Here is an 18,365-nt window from a genome sequence, read left to right as displayed (position 1 = left end):
GCTTGTTCAGCAGGCTCGCCATCCGCTAGGGCGTCTTCTTCGCCATACTCTGGCAACTCAAGCTCATCAAGTTCTACCGGTTCGTCTTGCTCAGCCACCGGCGCTTCAGCTTGTTCAGCAGGCTCGGCATCGGCGAGCTCGTCCTCTTCGCTATATTCTGGCAACTCAAGCTCTACCGGCTCATCTTGCTCAGCCACAGGCGCTTGCGCTTGTTCAGCAGGCTCGCCATCCGCTAGGGTGTCTTCTTCGCCATACTCTGGCAGCTCAAGATCATTAAGTTCGACCGGCTCGTCTTGCTCAGCGACCGGCGCTTGCGCTTGTTCAGCAGGCTCGCCATCCGCTAGGGCGTCTTCTTCGCTCTGCTCTAAATCATCAACAAGCCAATCATCATCTTGAGGAACACCAAATTCATTGGCAATCGGCTCCGGCATTGGAGGCTGTTCAACGGCTGGTACTTCAGGGATTTCTGGAGTCTCTGGAGTCTCTGGAGTCTCTGGAGTCTCTGGAGTCTCTGGAGTCTCTGGAGTCTCTTCTAGTGTGGTTTGTCGCTCTTGTTGAGCAAGCAAATCTTCTTCAACAATCGTTGGTTGTTCCGCACCAGATTCAGGGCGAGCCTGATCTAATGGTGATTGCGCAGCCTCTTCAACCTGAGCTGGCTGCTCATCAACCGCGGAGCCGTTTTCGACTTCATCGATTGCTGACTGGAGCCAATCATCCTCATCAGCCTCATCACTCTCAGGCAAAGACGCTGACACCAACTCCTCATCCACCTGCGAGATTTGCTCGTCAGGGGTCTCTGGCAGCTCATCGACTTTACTGTCGAATGAATCGCTCTGAGGGTTCTCAACTTCATCGATCGCCGCACTTAACCAGTCATCATCTTCATCTTCTGACTCTGGCTCTGGCTCTGACTCTGGCTCTGGCTCTGGCTCTGGCTCTGGCTCTGGCTCTGGCTCTGGCTCTGGCTCTGGCTCTGGCTCTGGCTCTGGCTCTGCAAGCTGAGTATCTGAGTCTTGCGGTGTCGGCGCAACCTCTTGCTCAAAGGTCTCGTCTTGTAAGTCATCTAAATCAAGTTCATCGAGCAGCGGGTCACCATCTGGTGCCGCGCTCAACATATCATCGATAAAGTCTTCGCTAACAAAGTCTTTATCTTCAATGTTTTGTGTTGCCTGCTCTGATTGCTCTGCAACGGGTTCATCGCTTTGACTTTCAATTTCAAGCAGTTCTTCAAACAAGTCCGTTGCGTCATCACCTAAATCTTGTTTAGGGTCAGTTTCAACCACCTCCTCGAGTAGATCTGTGCTCTGTTCAAGCGAGATATCAGGTTCAACATCAACACTATCGGCAAGCAACTCATCAAGTTCAGCATCAAGATCGAACTCATCCTCATCTTCATCACCGACTACATCATCAAGCAGATCGGTGCTGTCCGCATCGATTTCCTCGTCAGCAGCAATTAATTCATCAAAAACATCATCGACTGGCTGGCTAGACGGCGTATCCGCGACTTTATTCTCTTCGAGAAGTTCATCGAGTAGTTCGGTGCTATCCGAGCTGAACTCAATATCGTCTTCCTCGAGCAGCTCATCCAGTAGTGCAGTATCATCGACCGCATTCGCTTCCAACGTTTCCAGATCAGCTTGTGCTTCCATCTGGGCAAAAATGTCATCTATATCGCTGTCTGAAGCAAAACCCGGTTCGGCAATAGGTTCACTGGGGTCATCACTTAAATCGAACGAGTCTTCGCCATCGTCTTGAGCTTGATTGAACAAATCATCCAGTAACGACTGATCCAACTCATCACTGCCAAGATCTTCCGCATCATCATCGCCAGCAAGCAAAGAGTCGAAATCATCTTGAGAGAAGCCCCCTTCATCAGAAAGGTCAAAGCCCTCTTCTTCGTCGTTATCATCGATAACCACTTCATCAAGCGCACGTTCCATCTCTTCAAGGCCGAGCGCTTTATCTTCACCATTAACGCTGATACCATTTGAGCTCAGGTCACCATCAGCTAACGCTTCATCCAACTCACCATCATCACCAATGCCTGCAAATGGATCATCGTCATCTTCGTCCTCTAAATTAAAGTCAAGATCATCATCTAAACCAGCGAAGACATCATCTTGATCGGATTCACCGTTATCTAACTCGCTATCATCGCCAAACAATAATTCACTGTCTTTATCTGACTCACCAAACAGGTCGTCATCTAGCAACAAGTCATCATCAATATCGTTATTAAGAGCTTCTGGTGCCATTGGCACAACAGGCTGAACAGGCGCTTGCTCTTGCGGAGCTTGAGGTGCTGTGGTCTCTTTAGAGCGACGACCAAGCAACATCACCACCATTAAGCCAATTAACAGGCCGGGGATAATCGCTAATGCTGCCAACAACCAAGTGTTAGAGAAAAGTTTATCCAGTTCTGATGGTGCGAGTTTTTGCTCTTCAGCCAAACGACGACGTTCCTCTTCGAGAAGCTTCTCAACTTCGCGGCGAACACGATCTTCGTCACTCAAGTCGTCTTTCAACACATCAACTTCAGACTGAACTTCCGCCAACATTAAACGTAATTTATGGTTTTTCTCCTCAAGTGCCATCAATTCACTTTCAGAGCTCTCCAATTGGTTTTCCAACGTTCGAACTTGTTGCTTTTTCTCACTATCAACGAGCGCTTTTAGATCATTAGCCACGGGAGGTGTGATGTTTTGTGGCGCTGGCGTATCGCTTGGAGACAACGCTGATTGAGGCTGTGGTTTGACAGTCGACGCCAAAGTTTGCGTTGTCGGTTGAAGCGGTTGTTTTCCTAATCGCGCCTGGTGAGCTGCCATGACGTTAACAGCATCTTGGGTTGAAACGGCACGCACTTGCTCTAACGACGGAATTCGTAAATTGCTTTGTGGGATCAGTTCATGAATATTTTGGTTGTCAAACGCCTGAGGATTGAGTTGAAAAATGGCATAAAGCGTTTGTTGAACCGTGACTGAGTTAGCAGGTCGAAGCTTGGACGCAATGGCCCATAAGGTTTCTTGTTCGGTCGTTGGTCCGTAGAAACGAGAAGGTTCTGCTGTAGCACGCGCATTGCGGAAAACTGGCTCTGAGAATTGGGGAGCCGTTTGGATTTCGCCATTCGGCCCTTTAAGACGAATGCTCTCCGCATTAACAACAGATGTTTGAGTCACGGCAACTATTGCTAAAGGCAATAGTAGACGCTGTAGAAGTCGACGCATATAAGGCTCAGCTATGTGCTCAATTAATTAAAAATACAATGATCTGTTAAATATATCGGATAAACCCATCAAAACTATAGGTGTAGAGGTAAAAAATGTGTGTCCAACGCCATATTCGCATTAATCTCACACAATTTTTATGAATTCGATTAAAAAAGCCTCACACTTAAGGCGAGGCTCGACAGGCTAAATCATTCGTTAAGATCAGTAGTAATCACGAATAAGAATTTCGGCAATCTGAACCGCGTTGGTTGCCGCACCTTTGCGAACGTTGTCTGCAACCACCCATAAGTTAATACCGCTGTGATGGCTGATGTCGTTACGAATGCGTCCAACCATCACGTTATCTTTACCACCAGCATCGCGCACTTGGGTCGGGTAGTCATCATTCTCGAACACTTGTATTCCGTCGGTCTGCTCAAGAAGAGTTGTCACTTCTTGTGCATCGATTGGTGCACAGGTTTCTACATGAATGGCCTCAGCGTGGCCGTAGAAAACCGGAACGCGAACACAAGTCGGGTTAACGGTAATACCAGGATCGTTGAAGATTTTTTGCGTTTCCCATACCATTTTCATCTCTTCACGGGTGTAGCCGTTTTCCATGAATTGGTCGATCTGTGGAATACAGTTAAATGCGATCTGTTGCGAGAAGTGTTCAGTGTCTGCCGGCATACCATTGAGCAACTTAGCCGTTTGACCCGCCAGTTCATCAATACCCGCTTTACCCGCCCCAGACACAGATTGGTAAGTAGAGACGTTAATACGCTCGATTCCCACGGCATCATGAATTGGTTTCAATGCCACCAGCATTTGAATCGTTGAGCAGTTCGGGTTGGCGATGATATTGCGGTTACGAAATTCGGCAATCGCTTCTGGGTTCACTTCCGGAACCACTAATGGAATGTCAAATTCGTAGCGAAATTGTGAAGTATTATCAATCACGATTACACCTTCATCCGCCGCGATAGGTGCCCATTTAGCTGACAATTCACCACCGGCGGAGAACAGCGCAATGTGTACTTGCGACCAATCGAAATCTTCAACATTTTGTACTTGGATAGTTTTACCGTTGAAACGGTAAGCCTTACCTTCGCTGCGCTCACTGGCAAGCAAGAACAGTTCACCGACAGGAAATTGGCGCTCTTTCAGCACTTCTAAAATCGTCTCACCGACTGCACCTGTCGCACCTAAAATCGCAACATTATATTGTTGGCTCATTGACTTACCTCAATCTGAAAACCTAGTTTTTCTAGTGGCGACAAACGACATGTATGATCACCCACTATTGTGACAGCGCTGTACTCACGGCGATCCCAGTAATTTTTTCGCATCAGGTCAAAGGCGCCTGGCTTACTGATTTCACGACGAAACAGCGCGTCGTCTCTACGCACATCATAGACAAGCTGCGTGATATTATGCAGTGTTGCTTCATCCCAATTACGATCCAGTTCCACACGTGGCACCGGCGCAGTTGGTAGCAACTTACTGGCATGCGCAAATAAATCTTTATCTAAAAACTCGCAGTAATGATTAAATATCATCGTCGTCCCGCGCGCTTTACCCTCGAGACCATAGCCTGCAACATGAGGGGTGGCGAATGCTAGCAGAGGCAACAGCTCCATATCAACCTCTGGTTCAAATTCAAACACATCGAGCGCGGCGGTAAAGCCATCGTTTTTCGCCAATCGAGCTTTTAACGCCTGATTATCAACAATCGGCCCACGAGCCGCATTGATTAATATTTGGTCACCGCGTAACGTATTCAGAACCTTTTCGTCCACTAAGTGATGGGTTGGATACTCACCATCTTGCGTGATTGGGGTATGCAAAGTAATAATATCCGCTTGTGAAAGAAGTTCATTCAGCGGAGTAAAACTTCGTTTGTCACCTTGAGCTTGCTTAGGTGGATCATTAATCAACACCTTAATGCCGATACCTTGCAAACACTTTTGCAGATAACTGCCCACCTGACCTGCGCCGATAATGCCCACTGTTTTATCAAATACAGAAAACCCATGCTGCTGCGCCAACACCATCATCACGCTAAATACGTATTCAGCCACACCGACCTTATTGCAGCCCGGGGCCGCGGTGAAATAGATGCCTTTTTGCGCCATTAAAGTTTGGTCAACATGATCCATACCCGCTGTCGCGGTACCAACAAATTTGAGTTTGTTGGCTTTGGATATTAGTTGCGCATTCACTTTGGTTACTGAGCGAATCATTAACGCATCAACATCAATAAGGTCATCGGCGGTTAATGTACGACCAGATTTTAAAATCACCTCACCGAGCTGGCTGAAAAGCTGCTCAGCATACGGCATGTTTTCATCTATCAGGATTTTCATCACAATATCGGCTTGAGTTTGAATTGGTTTGATTGTGCAGAAAAGCGCACTGGGTGTCGAGGACTAATCTGCCTTGCTCAGCGCAGTTAGAAAAATGCCCGACATAGCGCCGGGCAATAGTCCAGAACAAAAGGATCTTAACCCGCTCTCCAGGAGTTAAAGTCTGCGTCTGTTTGATTGTTCTTTAATACTAAAGATCAATCAGCTCTGGAAAACGGGACTGCAGCGTTCGTTGAACACGGCATAATCCATTAGCCTTGGTATTTTTTGATCACAAGCGTGGCGTTTGTGCCACCAAAGCCAAAACTGTTTGACATAACAGTCGTTAACTCGGCATCGCGCATTTCAGTCACAATATCAAGACCTTGCGCCGCTTCGTCGAGGTTTTCAACGTTAATACTTGGGGCAACAAAGTTGTTCTCTAGCATGAGGGTTGAGTAAATTGCTTCGTGAACACCGGCCGCACCTAATGCGTGACCTGTCATCGCTTTCGTCGCAGAAATTGCCGGGCTGTTACCACCAAAGACTTCTTGAATCGCACCAAGCTCTTTAACATCACCGACAGGTGTTGAAGTACCGTGAGTGTTCACGTAATCAACGCCATCAACATTTTGCATTGCCATCTTCATACAACGCACCGCGCCTTCACCTGAAGGAGCAACCATGTCGTAGCCATCAGACGTTGCGCCATAGCCAACGATTTCGCCGTAAATTTTTGCACCACGGGCAAGCGCATGCTCAAGCTCTTCGACCACTAACATACCGCCACCACCAGAGATGACAAAACCGTCACGAGCCGCATCATAAGTGCGTGATGCTTTTTCTGGGGTTTCGTTGTATTTGGTTGATAGCGCGCCCATTGCATCAAACATCATGGTTTGAGACCAATCAAGCTCTTCACCACCACCTGCAAATACGATGTCTTGTTTACCCAATTGGATAAGTTCCATCGCATGGCCGATACAGTGCGCAGAAGTCGCACAAGCTGAACTCATTGAGTAGTTCACGCCACGAATTTTAAATGGTGTTGCCAGACACGCAGAGACCGTTGAAGACATAGTACGTGGCACCATGTAAGGACCGACACGTTTTACCCCTTTCGCACGCATCGTATCAGTTGCTACGGTTTGGTTTAATGCTGATGCACCACCAGAGCCTGCAACAATACCTGTGCGATCGTTTGAAACTTGGTCTTCAGCCAGACCTGCATCTTTAATCGCTTGCTGCATCGATAGGTATGCATAAGCGGCCGCATCACCCATAAAGCGCATCTGTTTACGGTCAATGTGCTCTGCTGGGTTAATCTTTAGATCACCCCAAACCTGTGAACGAAGACCGTGTTCTTTAAACTGCTCAGAGGCAGTAATACCAGATTTACCTGCTTTTAGAGACGCTAAAACTTCTTCGACGTTGTTACCGATACTTGAAACAATACCCATACCGGTGATTACGACTCGTTTCATTATGACATTCCTATAATTCAAAAATCCGCTAGATGATAACGAAGATAACGGGGAAAAGTGGTCAGCTTTCCTTTAAATCCGTACAATTGCAATCATAATATCGTTTCTTTACACACAAATCCGACACTATGACCTCGATAACCAATGCCCAACTAGGCTGGAATGAAGCAGGTACCCCTGTTTCTGACCAGTTCGATGACGTTTATTTCTCTAACGTTAACGGCCTCGAAGAGACACGTTATGTGTTTCTTGAGCAAAATCATCTGCCACAAAGGTGGCAACATTATGACCATAGACGTTTTGTCATCGCTGAAACAGGGTTTGGAACCGGTCTCAATTTCCTAGCTGCATGGCAATGGTTTGATCAATTTAGGCAGCAACACCCCGAAGCGCCACTAAAAGAGCTTCATTTCGTGAGCTTTGAAAAGTACCCACTGAGTAAAGAGGACTTGATCAAAGCGCATCAAGCGTGGCCCGAGTTGGCTGACTATGCTGATAAACTACAGCAATACTACCCTATTGCCGTCCCTGAGTGTCATCGGATTATTTTAGCAGACGGTGCCATTACCTTAGATTTATGGTTTGGTGACATTAAAGATTGTCTGCCCAAGGTGCCTGTCACTGAGCAGGGCTTCGTCGATGCATGGTTTTTAGATGGCTTCGCGCCAAGCAAAAACCCTGAAATGTGGAATCAAGATCTGTTCAATGGTATGGCTCAATTAGCCAAACAAGAGTGCACTTGCGCCACTTTCACGGCTGCTGGCTTTGTTCGTCGAGGACTGATAGAAGCAGGCTTTAGTATGAAAAAGGTCAAAGGCTTTGGTACCAAACGCGAGATGATTGCTGGCTCACTCGATGATAAACAAGCCTACAGCAATATCGTGCCATGGTTCTACCGCCCGGCGAGTCAGTCGAGTGAATCGATCGCGATTATTGGTGGCGGCATCGCCAGCGCCGCACTGGCCAAAGCGCTGCGAAATCGCCAAAAGAAAGTCACGCTATACTGCCAAGATGAACAAGCAGCCCAAGGGGCATCGGGTAATCGTCAAGGCGCAGTGTATCCATTACTCAACAGCGAAAATAGCGGCATATCACGCCTATTCGCTCCGGCGTTTTTGTTTGCTCGTCAGTTTGCCGATCAAATCGCACAGCACGTCGAGTTCGATCATGATTGGTGTGGCGTGACCCAACTGATGTGGAATCAAGACGCACAAACTAAACTCGACAGAATGCTGAAAGGCAATTTTGACCCGCAGTTAATTCATCGTTTGGATGCCCAGCAAACCAGTAACGTCATTGGATTACCGCTTGATATGGCCAGTGTCCACTACCCGCTTGGCGGCTGGATCTGTCCTGCTCAGTTAACTCAAGGGTTAATCTCGACATTGAGTGAACATGAAGGGTTTAGCGCCAAATTTTCGACTAAGATTGAACGCCTTAGCTGGAATGAAAGTGAAAAACACTGGACGCTGCATAGCGCCAATGACACCTTTGTCCATGATGCGGTCATTGTTGCCAATGGTCATCAGTTCGCCGAACTCGCTCAGTGTGCTGATGTTCCGCTGGGGCAAGTAAAAGGCCAAGTCAGCCATATTCAGACCACTAGCGAGCTCGAAAAGCTCAAAACGGTACTGTGTTACGATGGCTATATGACGCCAGTCAACCCAAATAACCAGCATCACTGCATCGGTGCGAGCTACGACAGGAACAACATCGATAATCATTTTGATGCCAATGCTCAACAAGAAAATGGTGACAGACTTCGTCGCTGTGTTGCCAACCAAGCATGGCCAAAGCAAGTCGATACTTCGACGAATCAATCACGCCAAGGAGTACGCTGTGTCAGTCGCGATCATCTGCCTTTCATCGGCAGTGTTGGCGACTTGGCCAAAACAAAAGTGGTCTATCAATCGCTGCAGAAGACTCGCGCCGAAGACGCTGAGCAAGTGCCTAGCTATCCGAACCTGTTTTGCTTGCTAGGGTTAGGCTCTCGGGGTTTAAGCTCTGCTCCGCTCGCAGCAGAGTTATTGGCATCGCAGATTTGCAATGACCCGCTGCCGCTGCCGACCGATGTTTTAGAAACCCTACACCCAAGTAGAATGTGGGTACGTAAACTGCGCAAAGGCAAAGCGATCACTCAATAACCAAATCGAAAAAAGGGTTGCCGAAGCAACCCTTTTCTTTGCGATAACGCTGTTTGTTCTTAGACGTTATTGACTAACTCTAACCATAAATCATTGACGATGGTGCGATCGGCAGGCGTTAGCTCCGAACGAGCGACATCTAAGCTGTGCTGAATACGCGCTTTAAACTGTTCAATATCATTGACGCCTTCTTCTTCACATGCGGCAGCAGAAAGAGAGATATGACCACGTAAATAGCCACCTGCAAATAACTCATCATCCGATGCGGCTTCAATCCGTGCATCAATTAGTTCAAGTAGCTGTTCTTCAAATTCAATAATCATGTTGCGTTAGTGCCTAATCAGTTTGCATCTCAAAAAGAAAGCCAAGCTTCTCACATCGAGAAAAGCAACGCAAACCCTGTAACAACAAGGGGTAGATGCATATCATACAAAGTCATTCATCAAGATAATAAACGTGCGTATTGTGCGTAACTGTAACCAGTTTTGTTGTTTTACTTAACTTCAAACATTGAGTATTCGAGCTCAGGTGTTTGATAATATTCCCTTAATGCCTGCGATAACATCGCAACGCGGAGAGGAAGTCCCTTTGCTAAAATAGTGCCAACTTCTTGATGAACCTTAGTCATAAAGGCCAAACGATCCGGTTCAAAATCTCCATTGAGATTGTCGCAACTGACCGTAAACGCAAAGCCCGCACTCATGGATAAAATCCACTCATACGCTTGAGGTCGCACCTCAACCTGTTCAAATTGCGCTTGAACGACTTCGGTACGGCCATCTGGCTGATACCAATAGCCAAAATCTTCCAATAAACGGCGCTCGGGCCCGGCAACACACCAATGACTGATCTCATGTAACGCCGAAGCGTAAAATCCACGAGCAAAAATAATTCGATGATGGTCGACGTTGTCATCAGCCGGCAGATAAATAGGCTCATCAGCACCAAGCTCTAACTTGGTATTGTAGTCCGAATAGAAGGTATGATTAAAAATACCAATTAAATCTTGATATGCGTGGATCATGGTCAATTCGTTGAGAGTGAAATATCGCGCTCGGCATTCTCGCATTTTTACTCTCATTTGCAAATTCATACAGTCTGTATTGACATTAGATATTATTATCCAACAAACGTTTTCGTCTCCTCAACATCTCATTCGTCACAGGTCACACTTGCCTCGTCGGGGCTCAGCTTTGCTAGAACTAGGTATCAACGATGTAACCGCGACGGTTTCAACACTAACTTTCGGCGATCTACTACGCATGTCCGCCGTGCGCTTCAAATGGCAACTTCCTTCGTTCCAGTTAGAGGCAGAAAGTTCCGTCCACTGAATACAAAACGGCTTACGATGGGAAGCCGTTTGATTTTACATCACCGATTACGATTAAATGTGCGGTGTTTCTGTTGTCACGCCATGATTTTGACCGCGATGACGCAACAAATGATCGAGCACAACAATAGCCAGCATCGCTTCTGCAATTGGCACCGCACGAATACCGACACAGGGATCATGGCGACCTTTTGTGATCAATTGAGTTGGCTCACCTTGTCGAGTAATGGTGTCACCTGGCACTGTGATACTGGATGTCGGTTTTAACGCAATGTTAGCCACAATGTCTTGGCCGGTTGAAATGCCACCCAAAATACCACCAGCGTGATTGCTAGCGAAACCATCTGGTGTCAGCTCATCACGATGTTGGCTACCTTTTTGGCTCACAACATCAAACCCATCGCCAATTTCAACGCCTTTAACGGCGTTAATACTCATCAATGCATGAGCAATGTCGGCATCCAGGCGATCGAATACAGGCTCACCTAAGCCGACAGGTACTTGAGTCGCCACCACTTGCAGTTTAGCGCCAACTGAATCACCTTGTTTTTTCAAGTCACGAATCAGTTGATCAAAGGCATCCACTTTGTCGACATCTGGACAGAAAAACGGGTTGTTCTCGATTTCATTCCAATCGACTTTATCAATCGCTACGTCGCCCATTTGTGACAAATAAGCGCGTATTTCAACACCAAACTCTTGCTTGAGATATTTCTTAGCAATCGACCCCGCCGCAACACGCATCGCCGTTTCACGAGCAGAAGAGCGGCCTCCACCTCGATAATCACGGACACCATACTTCTGGTGATAGGTGTAGTCAGCATGACCTGGACGGAATTTATCTTTTATTTCTGAGTAATCTTTTGAACGTTGATCGGTATTTTCAATCAACAATCCAATAGAAGTTCCGGTGGTTTTCCCTTCGAATACCCCTGAGAGAATTTTTACCTCATCGGGTTCGCGACGCGCAGTGGTATAACGAGAAGTACCCGGACGACGGCGATCAAGATCGATTTGAATATCTTCAGCGGTGATTTCAAGACCCGGAGGACATCCGTCGACAATACATCCTAGTGCGATACCATGACTTTCTCCGAATGTCGTCACCCGAAAATGTTGTCCGATACTGTTTCCTGCCATTACTTCCTCAAACTTTGTTCGCTCATGCATACCTATAACATGTATACAGAGCTTTACACTTCAATTATTGGTAAATTCATAGTCGCTTTATTGCGGTTTGATGTAAACCCCTAAACACCATTTTACTCGCATAAAAAAGCCAAGCCCAACGTCGAGTCGGGCTTGGCGATTATCTATACATTGAGAGACCCTAGTCTATGTACAAAGAGAACTCATTTTTATATTCAATCAGCTGCTCTCGGGTCAACATGAATACGCCATGCCCGCCATTTTCAAACTCAATCCAAGTAAATGGAATCTGTGGGTACTGCTCTATCATATGCACCATAGAGTTGCCCACTTCACAAATTAGAATACCGTTGTCAGTCAGATAATCAGGGGCATTGGCTAAAATACGGCGTACCAGTTTCAGACCATCCGTACCTGCCGCCAAACCGAGTTCAGGTTCATGAGTGAACTCGTCGGGCAAACTGTTCATATCTTCTTGATCCACATAAGGTGGGTTCGATACGATCAGGTTGTATTTCTCTTTAGGTAGATCACGGAACAGATCTGAACGAATAGGGAAAACTTGCTGTTCCATTCCGTGGTCTTGAACATTTTGCTCGGCAACTTGCAGTGCGTCGGTAGAGATATCAATCGCATCGACTTCCGCCTCAGGGAACGCGTAAGCACAAGCAATCGCAATACAGCCACTACCGGTACAAAGATCCATAATTCGTGTCGGTTCTTCGACTAGCCAAGGTTGAAATTCGGCTTGAATCATTTCACCAATCGGTGAACGTGGCACCAAAACACGTTCATCGACAAAAAACTCAAGACCGCAAAACCAAGCGCGGTTGGTCAAGTAAGCGACGGGAGTGCGATCATTAATACGCTTAACAACGCGCTCAACAATACGCATACGCTCGCTGGTTGTCAGACGAGAATTCAATACATGTGGAGGCACATCGATTGGAAGGTATAGCGTTGGCAGTACCAGTTGAATGGCTTCATCCCAAGAGTTATCCGTACCATGGCCGTAAAAAAGGTTCGCGGCGTTGAAACGGCTCACGGTCCAACGAATCATATCTTGAAGCGTGTGAAGTTCTGAAACTGCTTCTTCTACAAAAATCTTATCCAAAATTGCCTCCGAAAAGCGCTACAATACTGCTTATTATATTGTTCGATATTAATCAATAATCCCATGAGCAAAAAAGACACCGAGATGAATGATGACTTCGCCCTGTTTAGGGATGCAGTACAAGGCGTTAAAAAGTTGGCACAGGATACCATAGTCCGACAACCAAAAAGAAACAGTAAGCAAAAAGAAATTCGCCGCGACGCCCGTGAAGCAAGCGATACAGAGTTCTATTTTTCTGATGAGTTTGTGCCATTGCTCAGCCAAGATGGGCCAACACGTTATGCGCGTGACGGTGTCTCTCATTATGAAGTCAAACGCCTACGTCGCGGTGTTTATATTCCTGATGTGTTTTTAGATATGCACGGCATGACTCAGCAAGAAGCCAAGCGTGAACTCGGGGCAATGATCGCTTACTGCATTAAAAACGAAGTCAGTTGTGCTTGCGTACAGCACGGCATTGGTAAACATATTCTTAAGCAAAAAGCGCCACTATGGCTGGCCCAACACCCTGATGTAATGGCCTTTCACCAAGCGCCGTTAGAATATGGTGGCAACGGTGCTTTATTGGTCTTACTGTCTATTCCAGACAAATAAAGCACCAACCAGACAGGTTATAATCTAACGGCGAAAATCTGGCGGAATCGGTAGCTCTGACGTTTTCAGATTTGGCCGTTGTCCACCGCGCTTGCGATATTGCTTAAGCTGGAAAACATAGGCAAGAATCTGTGCGACGGCAGTAAAGAGACCATCTGGAATCTCTTGTTCGAGTTCAGTTGAGTGGTATAGCGCTCGAGCTAATGGTGGCGCCGGAACGATGTAGATATCGTGCTCACGAGCAACTTCACGGATTTTAAGTGCCATATGATCCGTACCTTTGGCGACCACAATCGGCGCACGATCACTGTCTTGCTTATAACGAAGGGCAACCGAAAAGTGCTCTGGGTTGGTCACAACAACGTCAGCTTGTGGGACTTCCGCCATCATCCGGCGCTGCGCAGCTTCACGCTGCAACATACGGATACGCCCTTTGACTTCAGGCTTACCTTCGGTCTCTTTGTATTCGTCTTTGAGCTCTTGTTTGGTCATTTTTAACTGATCCGCGTGTTGCCAGATCTGAAATGGAATATCGATGGCCGCAACAATCAACAAGGTACAACTAATCAATAAAATGAAATCGAGCAAAATATCAAGGGCATGAAAAATGTTTTGTGGGTAGACATCCATGCTGAGCTGAAACAGATCTTCTTTAGCAGCATTTATCAAATAGAACGCCATGCCAGAGACTAAGGCAACTTTAAGGATCGATTTGAGTAGTTCTACCCAACTTTGTAGTCCTAGCATACGTTTAAGACCACTAAGTGGATTCATCTTTGACCATTTAGGCATGGCTGCCTCGGCTGAAAAGCTTATACCCCCAACCCCCGCCGCCCCAACCAGCGCCGCAACAAACAAAGTAATCAGAATCAGAAGCAACGGTAACAGTAAGCTCCCTAACGAGCCTAGAGCAATATCATACAACTTAACCTGATCAAAAATTTCCTCGCGTGATAGACTAAATAGTCGCCCCATGGACGAAAAAAGTGCGCGCGCTAGTCCCTCACCAAGCCACATTAAAGCAATAGAACCAACCACTAATACCGACACCGACGCGAGTTCCTTAGACCTTGCAACCTGCCCTTTTTCACGAGCTTGTTGCAAGCGCTTGGGCGTTGCGTCTTCGGTGCGTTCTTGACCATCGGATTCTGACATTGGCCCTCCTAACAGTTAAGCCTGATTAAGCGGCAAATCTGTTGCTCACCTTGTAGCCACAGCAGCTCATAATGACCATATAGTCCGCTAATGATATACCAACAAATCAATAAGCCAACGATAAGTGCAAATGCGAAACCGAGCGAGAAAATATTTAACTGCGGCGCAGCACGAGTCATAACACCGAACGAGAGATTAATAGTCAATAATGCAATAATGCCAGATAAAGACATGCTGAGCGCAACTTTAAACATGATTCCAAGCCAAAGCGCTAACTCGCGAAAATCAACGGTTGTTAGCGAGCCCGAACCGATCGGTAGCGATTTGAAACTCATCACTACCAACATGATCATTTTTAGATGGCCGTCGGTGGCAAGAAAAAACATCGTCGCCAAGAACATAAACAGTTGGCCGAGCAATGGCGTGTTCTGACCATTAGCCGGGTCGACCATAGAGGCAAAACCCAAGCTGGCTTGCATACCAAGTATCTGCCCTAAAATAACAAAGGTTTGAATCATAAACTGGGTCACTGTCCCCATCGCAACGCCAATGATGATTTGCTCAAGCAAAGTCATAAAACCGGTAAAAGAGAGTAATTCTATCGTATCAGGAACTGCTGGAATAGCAGGCATAACCGCAAGGGTAATAGCGAGACCAAGGTAGAGCCGTACCCGCGTTGAAACAAAACGCGCTCCTGTTACTGACATCACCATCAACATCGCAGCTATACGAGTGTAAGGCCAAAAATAGTTGGCTATCCAGTCGAGTACTACACTGGCAGGATACTCCATAATAAGACCTAGTAAAGGACCTGAGGCATGCGTTCGACCATACTAAAGAAAAACTCCATCAACATTTGCGCCATCCAGTGTCCAAGTAACATTAAGGCTAACAGAGTAATGATCAAACGCGGTAAAAAACTCAGTGTTTGTTCATTAATAGAAGTTGCAGCTTGGAAAATCGCCACCACAAGACCGATTAAAAGACTAGGGACTATCGTCGCGCAAACCATGATCAGCACTATCCATAGTGCTTCACGAAATAACTCAACAAACATCTCAGGAGTCATTGATGTTCTCCTGTCACAAAGCAAAACTGCCGGCTAAGGTCGACAATATTAAGTTCCAACCATCGACCAAAACAAACAACATCAGTTTAAAAGGTAATGAAACGATCATCGGTGACAGCATCATCATACCCATTGCCATCAAGATCGATGCCACCACCAAATCGATAATCAAAAACGGTAAAAACAGCATAAAGCCAATCTGGAAAGCCGTTTTTAGCTCCGAAGTAATAAAGGCCGGAATTAAGACCGCCATTGAGACATCTTCTGGTGCCGTGGCGACTGATCCAGAAATATTGACAAAGGTCTCGAGGTCTTTGACTCGAGTCTGCTTGAGCATAAAGTCCTTCATCGGAACTTGAGCAACATCAAAAGCCTGTCTAGCACTTATTTGCTCATTGAGATACGGTTGAATCGCTTCATCATTTATTTTGCCCAATACTGGCGACATAATGAAAAAGGTTAAGAAAATTGCGATACCAATAATAACCTGATTAGACGGGGTTTGTTGTAAACCCATTGCTTGACGCAGTATAGACATCACGACCACAATCCGTGTAAATGACGTCATTAAAATAACCATGGCAGGCAAAAAGCCTAGCATGGTCATTAGTGCTAGGATCTGAAGGTTTATCGAATAATCTTCGCTACCGTCAGAGTTTGTCGTCATGGTAAACGCAGGAATGCCAGCACCATTTCCAGCAAAAGCACTGGTCGAAATAGTTCTTGAAGCACCTTGATCGCGTTCCATCGCTGCGACCGTTACCGACTCAGCCGGAGTCATATTTTCCGGGACAGGCGTCTCTAACTCTTGCTGCGCCGATGGCATGGTTGCAAACAGAGCGAAGACTAACGCTAGCAATAGCGCGACAAGATTAGTTGTTTTTATCATTCTTCTTTAACAGCTGAGTCAGTTGACTTGAAAACGGACTGGCAGCCAGTTCCTCCTGAGACAGTGGTTTTTCCAGCTTTGAAATCAGTTGAATCGACTGGGTAGTGACTCCGACTAAGAACTGCTCTTCCCCCGCCTGAACAATCATGATTCTTTCTCGATGCCCAACTGGCATTTGACGAACAACATGTAGCCCTTTCTGATTGATCAAAGTTGGCAAGCGCATCCGCTTAAGCAACCAAGCTAAAAACAAAATAAAGGCAATAACGAACAAGAGCGACCCAAAAGTGGTCGCCCAGTCTAACTGGCTACCTGTCGAGGTAGCCATTGCGGTTGGTGAAAGTAGGAAAAGCGCTAAAGGTAAGTGCTTCCTAACTTTTAAAGTCATACAAAACCTTATTTTATCTGAGTTTCTTAATCCGCTCAGTTTGACTGATCACATCCGTAAGACGAATACCAAACTTATCGTTGACCACCACCACTTCACCGTGAGCAATCAAGGTTCCATTAACCAATACGTCAAGCGACTCACCCGCTAAACGCTCAAGCTCGACCACTGAACCTTGGTTGAGTTGTAGTAAGTTACGGATACTAATTTTCGAACGGCCAACCTCCATCGAAATGGTGACCGGGATATCCAAAATCGTATCAAGTTTACGACGCTCATCATCAGTAATTGGCGATCCAGTATCTTGTAATTCATCAAGTTGCGCCGACATCACTTCATCAACATCAATCTCTGGCGCTGATGGGTCTTCGCCAAGAGCTGCAGCCCATTCATCCGCTAATTTTTGGTCGTCACTCGGTTCCATACCAGTTACCTATTTTTGTTTTATTCATCCATATCACCTTCATCTTCTTCGAGCTCAGAAATCACATCTTTACCGAGGAAAGCAATATCGGTTTTAACTACGTCAGGACGCTTAATCTTTTCAGAAACTTGCACAGCGAGTTTTTCTCCCGAACGCCCCATTTTCACTCGGTAGGTCGGCAGCTCTTCGACAAACATTACCGCATGCTCTGGCATATCAACGGGAATAATGTCTCCTGGACGCAATTCCATCAAATCTCGCAACGAAATATCTTGTTCAAGTAAATCGACTCGAAAGTTTACTGGCACATCCATGATCTCTTCACGCAACGCCGAACTCCAACGGACATCGGTTTCCATCTTGTCTGATTGAACACCGGCATCCAACAGTTCACGAATGGGTTCAACCATTGAGTAGGGCATCACCACGTGAAAGTCGCCGCCTCCACCGTCGACTTCGATGTGGAATGAGCTGACAACGATAACCTCTGTCGGGCTAACAATGTTGGCCATACTCGGGTTTACTTCGGAGTCTAAGTACTCAAACTCAACCCCCATCACCGGAGACCAAGCTTCTTTATAATCTTCAAATACAATTTTCAGTAGCAACTGTACAATTCGCCGTTCAGTCGGAGTAAACTCACGCCCCTCGATACGGGCGTGAAACCGACCATCCCCACCAAAGAAATTTTCCACCAAGATGAAGACCAAACGCGCCTCCATCGTGACAAGGGCGGTTCCTTTTAACGGTCGAAAGCGCACCATATTCAAACTGGTTGGCACGTAGAGGGTATTTTGGTATTCACCAAACTTCATCATCTGTACGCCGTTAATCGATACTTCAGCGGTTTTTCGCAGCATATTGAATAAGCTGATGCGTAAATGACGCGCGAAACGCTCGTTGATAAGTTCGAGCGTTGGCATCCGGCCACGGACAATCCGATCTTGGGATGAAAAGTCAAACTCAACGGCACTGGTGTCTGTGCCAACATCATCGTCTTCTACCTCATCAACATCATCAACACCGTGCAACAGGGCATCGATTTCGTCTTGGCTTAGTAGATCAGTCACA

17 protein-coding genes and 1 pseudogene are annotated in these 18,365 nt (G+C 46.5%); 3 read left to right on the top strand and 15 right to left on the bottom strand.

Annotation, left to right across the window (positions count from 1 at the left end):
• The 4 genes from CDZ87_RS09380 to fabB all read right to left on the bottom strand — a co-directional run.
• Nucleotides 1-3,227: FimV/HubP family polar landmark protein (locus CDZ87_RS09380; protein WP_281251964.1), on the bottom strand; the 3,227-nt coding region annotated here is incomplete at its 3' end.
• Between the two features lie 204 nt (nucleotides 3,228-3,431).
• Nucleotides 3,432-4,445 carry an aspartate-semialdehyde dehydrogenase gene (locus CDZ87_RS09375; protein ID WP_100753314.1) on the bottom strand — a complete coding sequence of 338 codons (1,014 nt, stop codon included), beginning with the start codon at nucleotides 4,443-4,445 and terminating at the stop codon, nucleotides 3,432-3,434.
• Nucleotides 4,442-5,575, bottom strand: coding sequence for a 4-phosphoerythronate dehydrogenase (locus tag CDZ87_RS09370; RefSeq protein WP_100753313.1), 1,134 nt, complete (start codon nucleotides 5,573-5,575; stop codon nucleotides 4,442-4,444). The genes CDZ87_RS09375 and CDZ87_RS09370 overlap by 4 nt, the downstream gene beginning before the upstream one ends.
• A gap of 251 nt (nucleotides 5,576-5,826) precedes the next feature.
• Nucleotides 5,827-7,038: a beta-ketoacyl-ACP synthase I gene (gene fabB, locus CDZ87_RS09365; RefSeq protein WP_100753312.1), complete on the bottom strand. Its 1,212-nt coding sequence runs from the start codon at nucleotides 7,036-7,038 to the stop codon at nucleotides 5,827-5,829.
• Between the two features lie 128 nt (nucleotides 7,039-7,166).
• On the opposite strand from fabB, the gene mnmC reads away from it, so the two are divergent.
• A complete protein-coding gene (mnmC, locus tag CDZ87_RS09360) occupies nucleotides 7,167-9,182 on the top strand; it encodes a bifunctional tRNA (5-methylaminomethyl-2-thiouridine)(34)-methyltransferase MnmC2/FAD-dependent 5-carboxymethylaminomethyl-2-thiouridine(34) oxidoreductase MnmC1 (RefSeq protein WP_100753311.1) in 2,016 nt (671 codons plus the stop codon).
• Between the two features lie 59 nt (nucleotides 9,183-9,241).
• Here mnmC and CDZ87_RS09355 read toward each other — a convergent pair whose 3' ends face one another.
• Nucleotides 9,242-9,505 carry a YfcL family protein gene (locus CDZ87_RS09355; protein WP_100753310.1) on the bottom strand — a complete coding sequence of 88 codons (264 nt, stop codon included), beginning with the start codon at nucleotides 9,503-9,505 and terminating at the stop codon, nucleotides 9,242-9,244.
• 170 nt (nucleotides 9,506-9,675) lie between these two features.
• Nucleotides 9,676-10,206 carry an elongation factor P hydroxylase gene (locus CDZ87_RS09350; RefSeq protein ID WP_100753309.1) on the bottom strand — a complete coding sequence of 177 codons (531 nt, stop codon included), beginning with the start codon at nucleotides 10,204-10,206 and terminating at the stop codon, nucleotides 9,676-9,678.
• Nucleotides 10,207-10,375: 169 nt separating this feature from the next.
• On the opposite strand from CDZ87_RS09350, the pseudogene CDZ87_RS17020 reads away from it, so the two are divergent.
• A pseudogene (locus tag CDZ87_RS17020) lies at nucleotides 10,376-10,513 on the top strand (trimeric intracellular cation channel family protein); the annotation flags it as partial.
• A 53-nt stretch (nucleotides 10,514-10,566) separates the two neighbouring features.
• Here the strand turns inward: CDZ87_RS17020 and aroC are convergent.
• Complete coding sequence (aroC, locus tag CDZ87_RS09340) at nucleotides 10,567-11,652, bottom strand: chorismate synthase (protein ID WP_100753307.1); 1,086 nt, start codon at nucleotides 11,650-11,652, stop codon at nucleotides 10,567-10,569.
• A gap of 190 nt (nucleotides 11,653-11,842) precedes the next feature.
• Nucleotides 11,843-12,775: a 50S ribosomal protein L3 N(5)-glutamine methyltransferase gene (prmB, locus tag CDZ87_RS09335; RefSeq protein ID WP_100753306.1), complete on the bottom strand. Its 933-nt coding sequence runs from the start codon at nucleotides 12,773-12,775 to the stop codon at nucleotides 11,843-11,845.
• Nucleotides 12,776-12,838: 63 nt separating this feature from the next.
• Between prmB and smrB the strand changes: the two genes are divergently transcribed.
• Nucleotides 12,839-13,369 carry an endonuclease SmrB gene (gene smrB / locus CDZ87_RS09330; RefSeq protein WP_100753305.1) on the top strand — a complete coding sequence of 177 codons (531 nt, stop codon included), beginning with the start codon at nucleotides 12,839-12,841 and terminating at the stop codon, nucleotides 13,367-13,369.
• A gap of 24 nt (nucleotides 13,370-13,393) precedes the next feature.
• Here the strand turns inward: smrB and flhB are convergent, their stop codons facing one another.
• From flhB to fliM, 7 genes are read right to left on the bottom strand one after another with little or no spacing between them, the layout of a single operon-like run.
• Complete coding sequence (gene flhB, locus CDZ87_RS09325) at nucleotides 13,394-14,524, bottom strand: flagellar biosynthesis protein FlhB (protein ID WP_100753304.1); 1,131 nt, start codon at nucleotides 14,522-14,524, stop codon at nucleotides 13,394-13,396.
• A gap of 8 nt (nucleotides 14,525-14,532) precedes the next feature.
• Nucleotides 14,533-15,315 carry a flagellar biosynthetic protein FliR gene (fliR, locus tag CDZ87_RS09320; RefSeq protein WP_100753303.1) on the bottom strand — a complete coding sequence of 261 codons (783 nt, stop codon included), beginning with the start codon at nucleotides 15,313-15,315 and terminating at the stop codon, nucleotides 14,533-14,535.
• A gap of 8 nt (nucleotides 15,316-15,323) precedes the next feature.
• Nucleotides 15,324-15,593 (bottom strand): flagellar biosynthesis protein FliQ, encoded by a 270-nt coding sequence (gene fliQ / locus CDZ87_RS09315; RefSeq protein ID WP_100753302.1) that lies wholly within the window; start codon nucleotides 15,591-15,593, stop codon nucleotides 15,324-15,326.
• Nucleotides 15,594-15,606: 13 nt separating this feature from the next.
• Entirely contained in the window at nucleotides 15,607-16,482 is an 876-nt protein-coding gene (fliP, locus tag CDZ87_RS09310) for a flagellar type III secretion system pore protein FliP (RefSeq protein WP_100753301.1), read from the bottom strand.
• Nucleotides 16,466-16,870, bottom strand: coding sequence for a flagellar biosynthetic protein FliO (gene fliO, locus CDZ87_RS09305; protein ID WP_100753300.1), 405 nt, complete (start codon nucleotides 16,868-16,870; stop codon nucleotides 16,466-16,468). The genes fliP and fliO overlap by 17 nt, the downstream gene beginning before the upstream one ends.
• Before the next feature lie 13 nt (nucleotides 16,871-16,883).
• The gene (gene fliN / locus CDZ87_RS09300) at nucleotides 16,884-17,294 is read right to left on the bottom strand and encodes a flagellar motor switch protein FliN (RefSeq protein WP_100753299.1); all 411 of its coding nucleotides are present in this window, start codon (nucleotides 17,292-17,294) and stop codon (nucleotides 16,884-16,886) included.
• A gap of 20 nt (nucleotides 17,295-17,314) precedes the next feature.
• Nucleotides 17,315-18,364, bottom strand: a complete 1,050-nt coding sequence (gene fliM, locus CDZ87_RS09295; RefSeq protein WP_100753298.1) for a flagellar motor switch protein FliM — start codon at nucleotides 18,362-18,364, stop codon at nucleotides 17,315-17,317.
• Nucleotide 18,365 lies beyond the last annotated feature (1 nt).

This window comes from Vibrio salilacus, assembly GCF_002811245.1.
Taxonomy (GTDB): domain Bacteria; phylum Pseudomonadota; class Gammaproteobacteria; order Enterobacterales; family Vibrionaceae; genus Vibrio; species Vibrio salilacus.
Note: the sequence above shows the minus strand (reverse complement) of the source record. Positions and strands in the feature narration are given on the sequence as shown.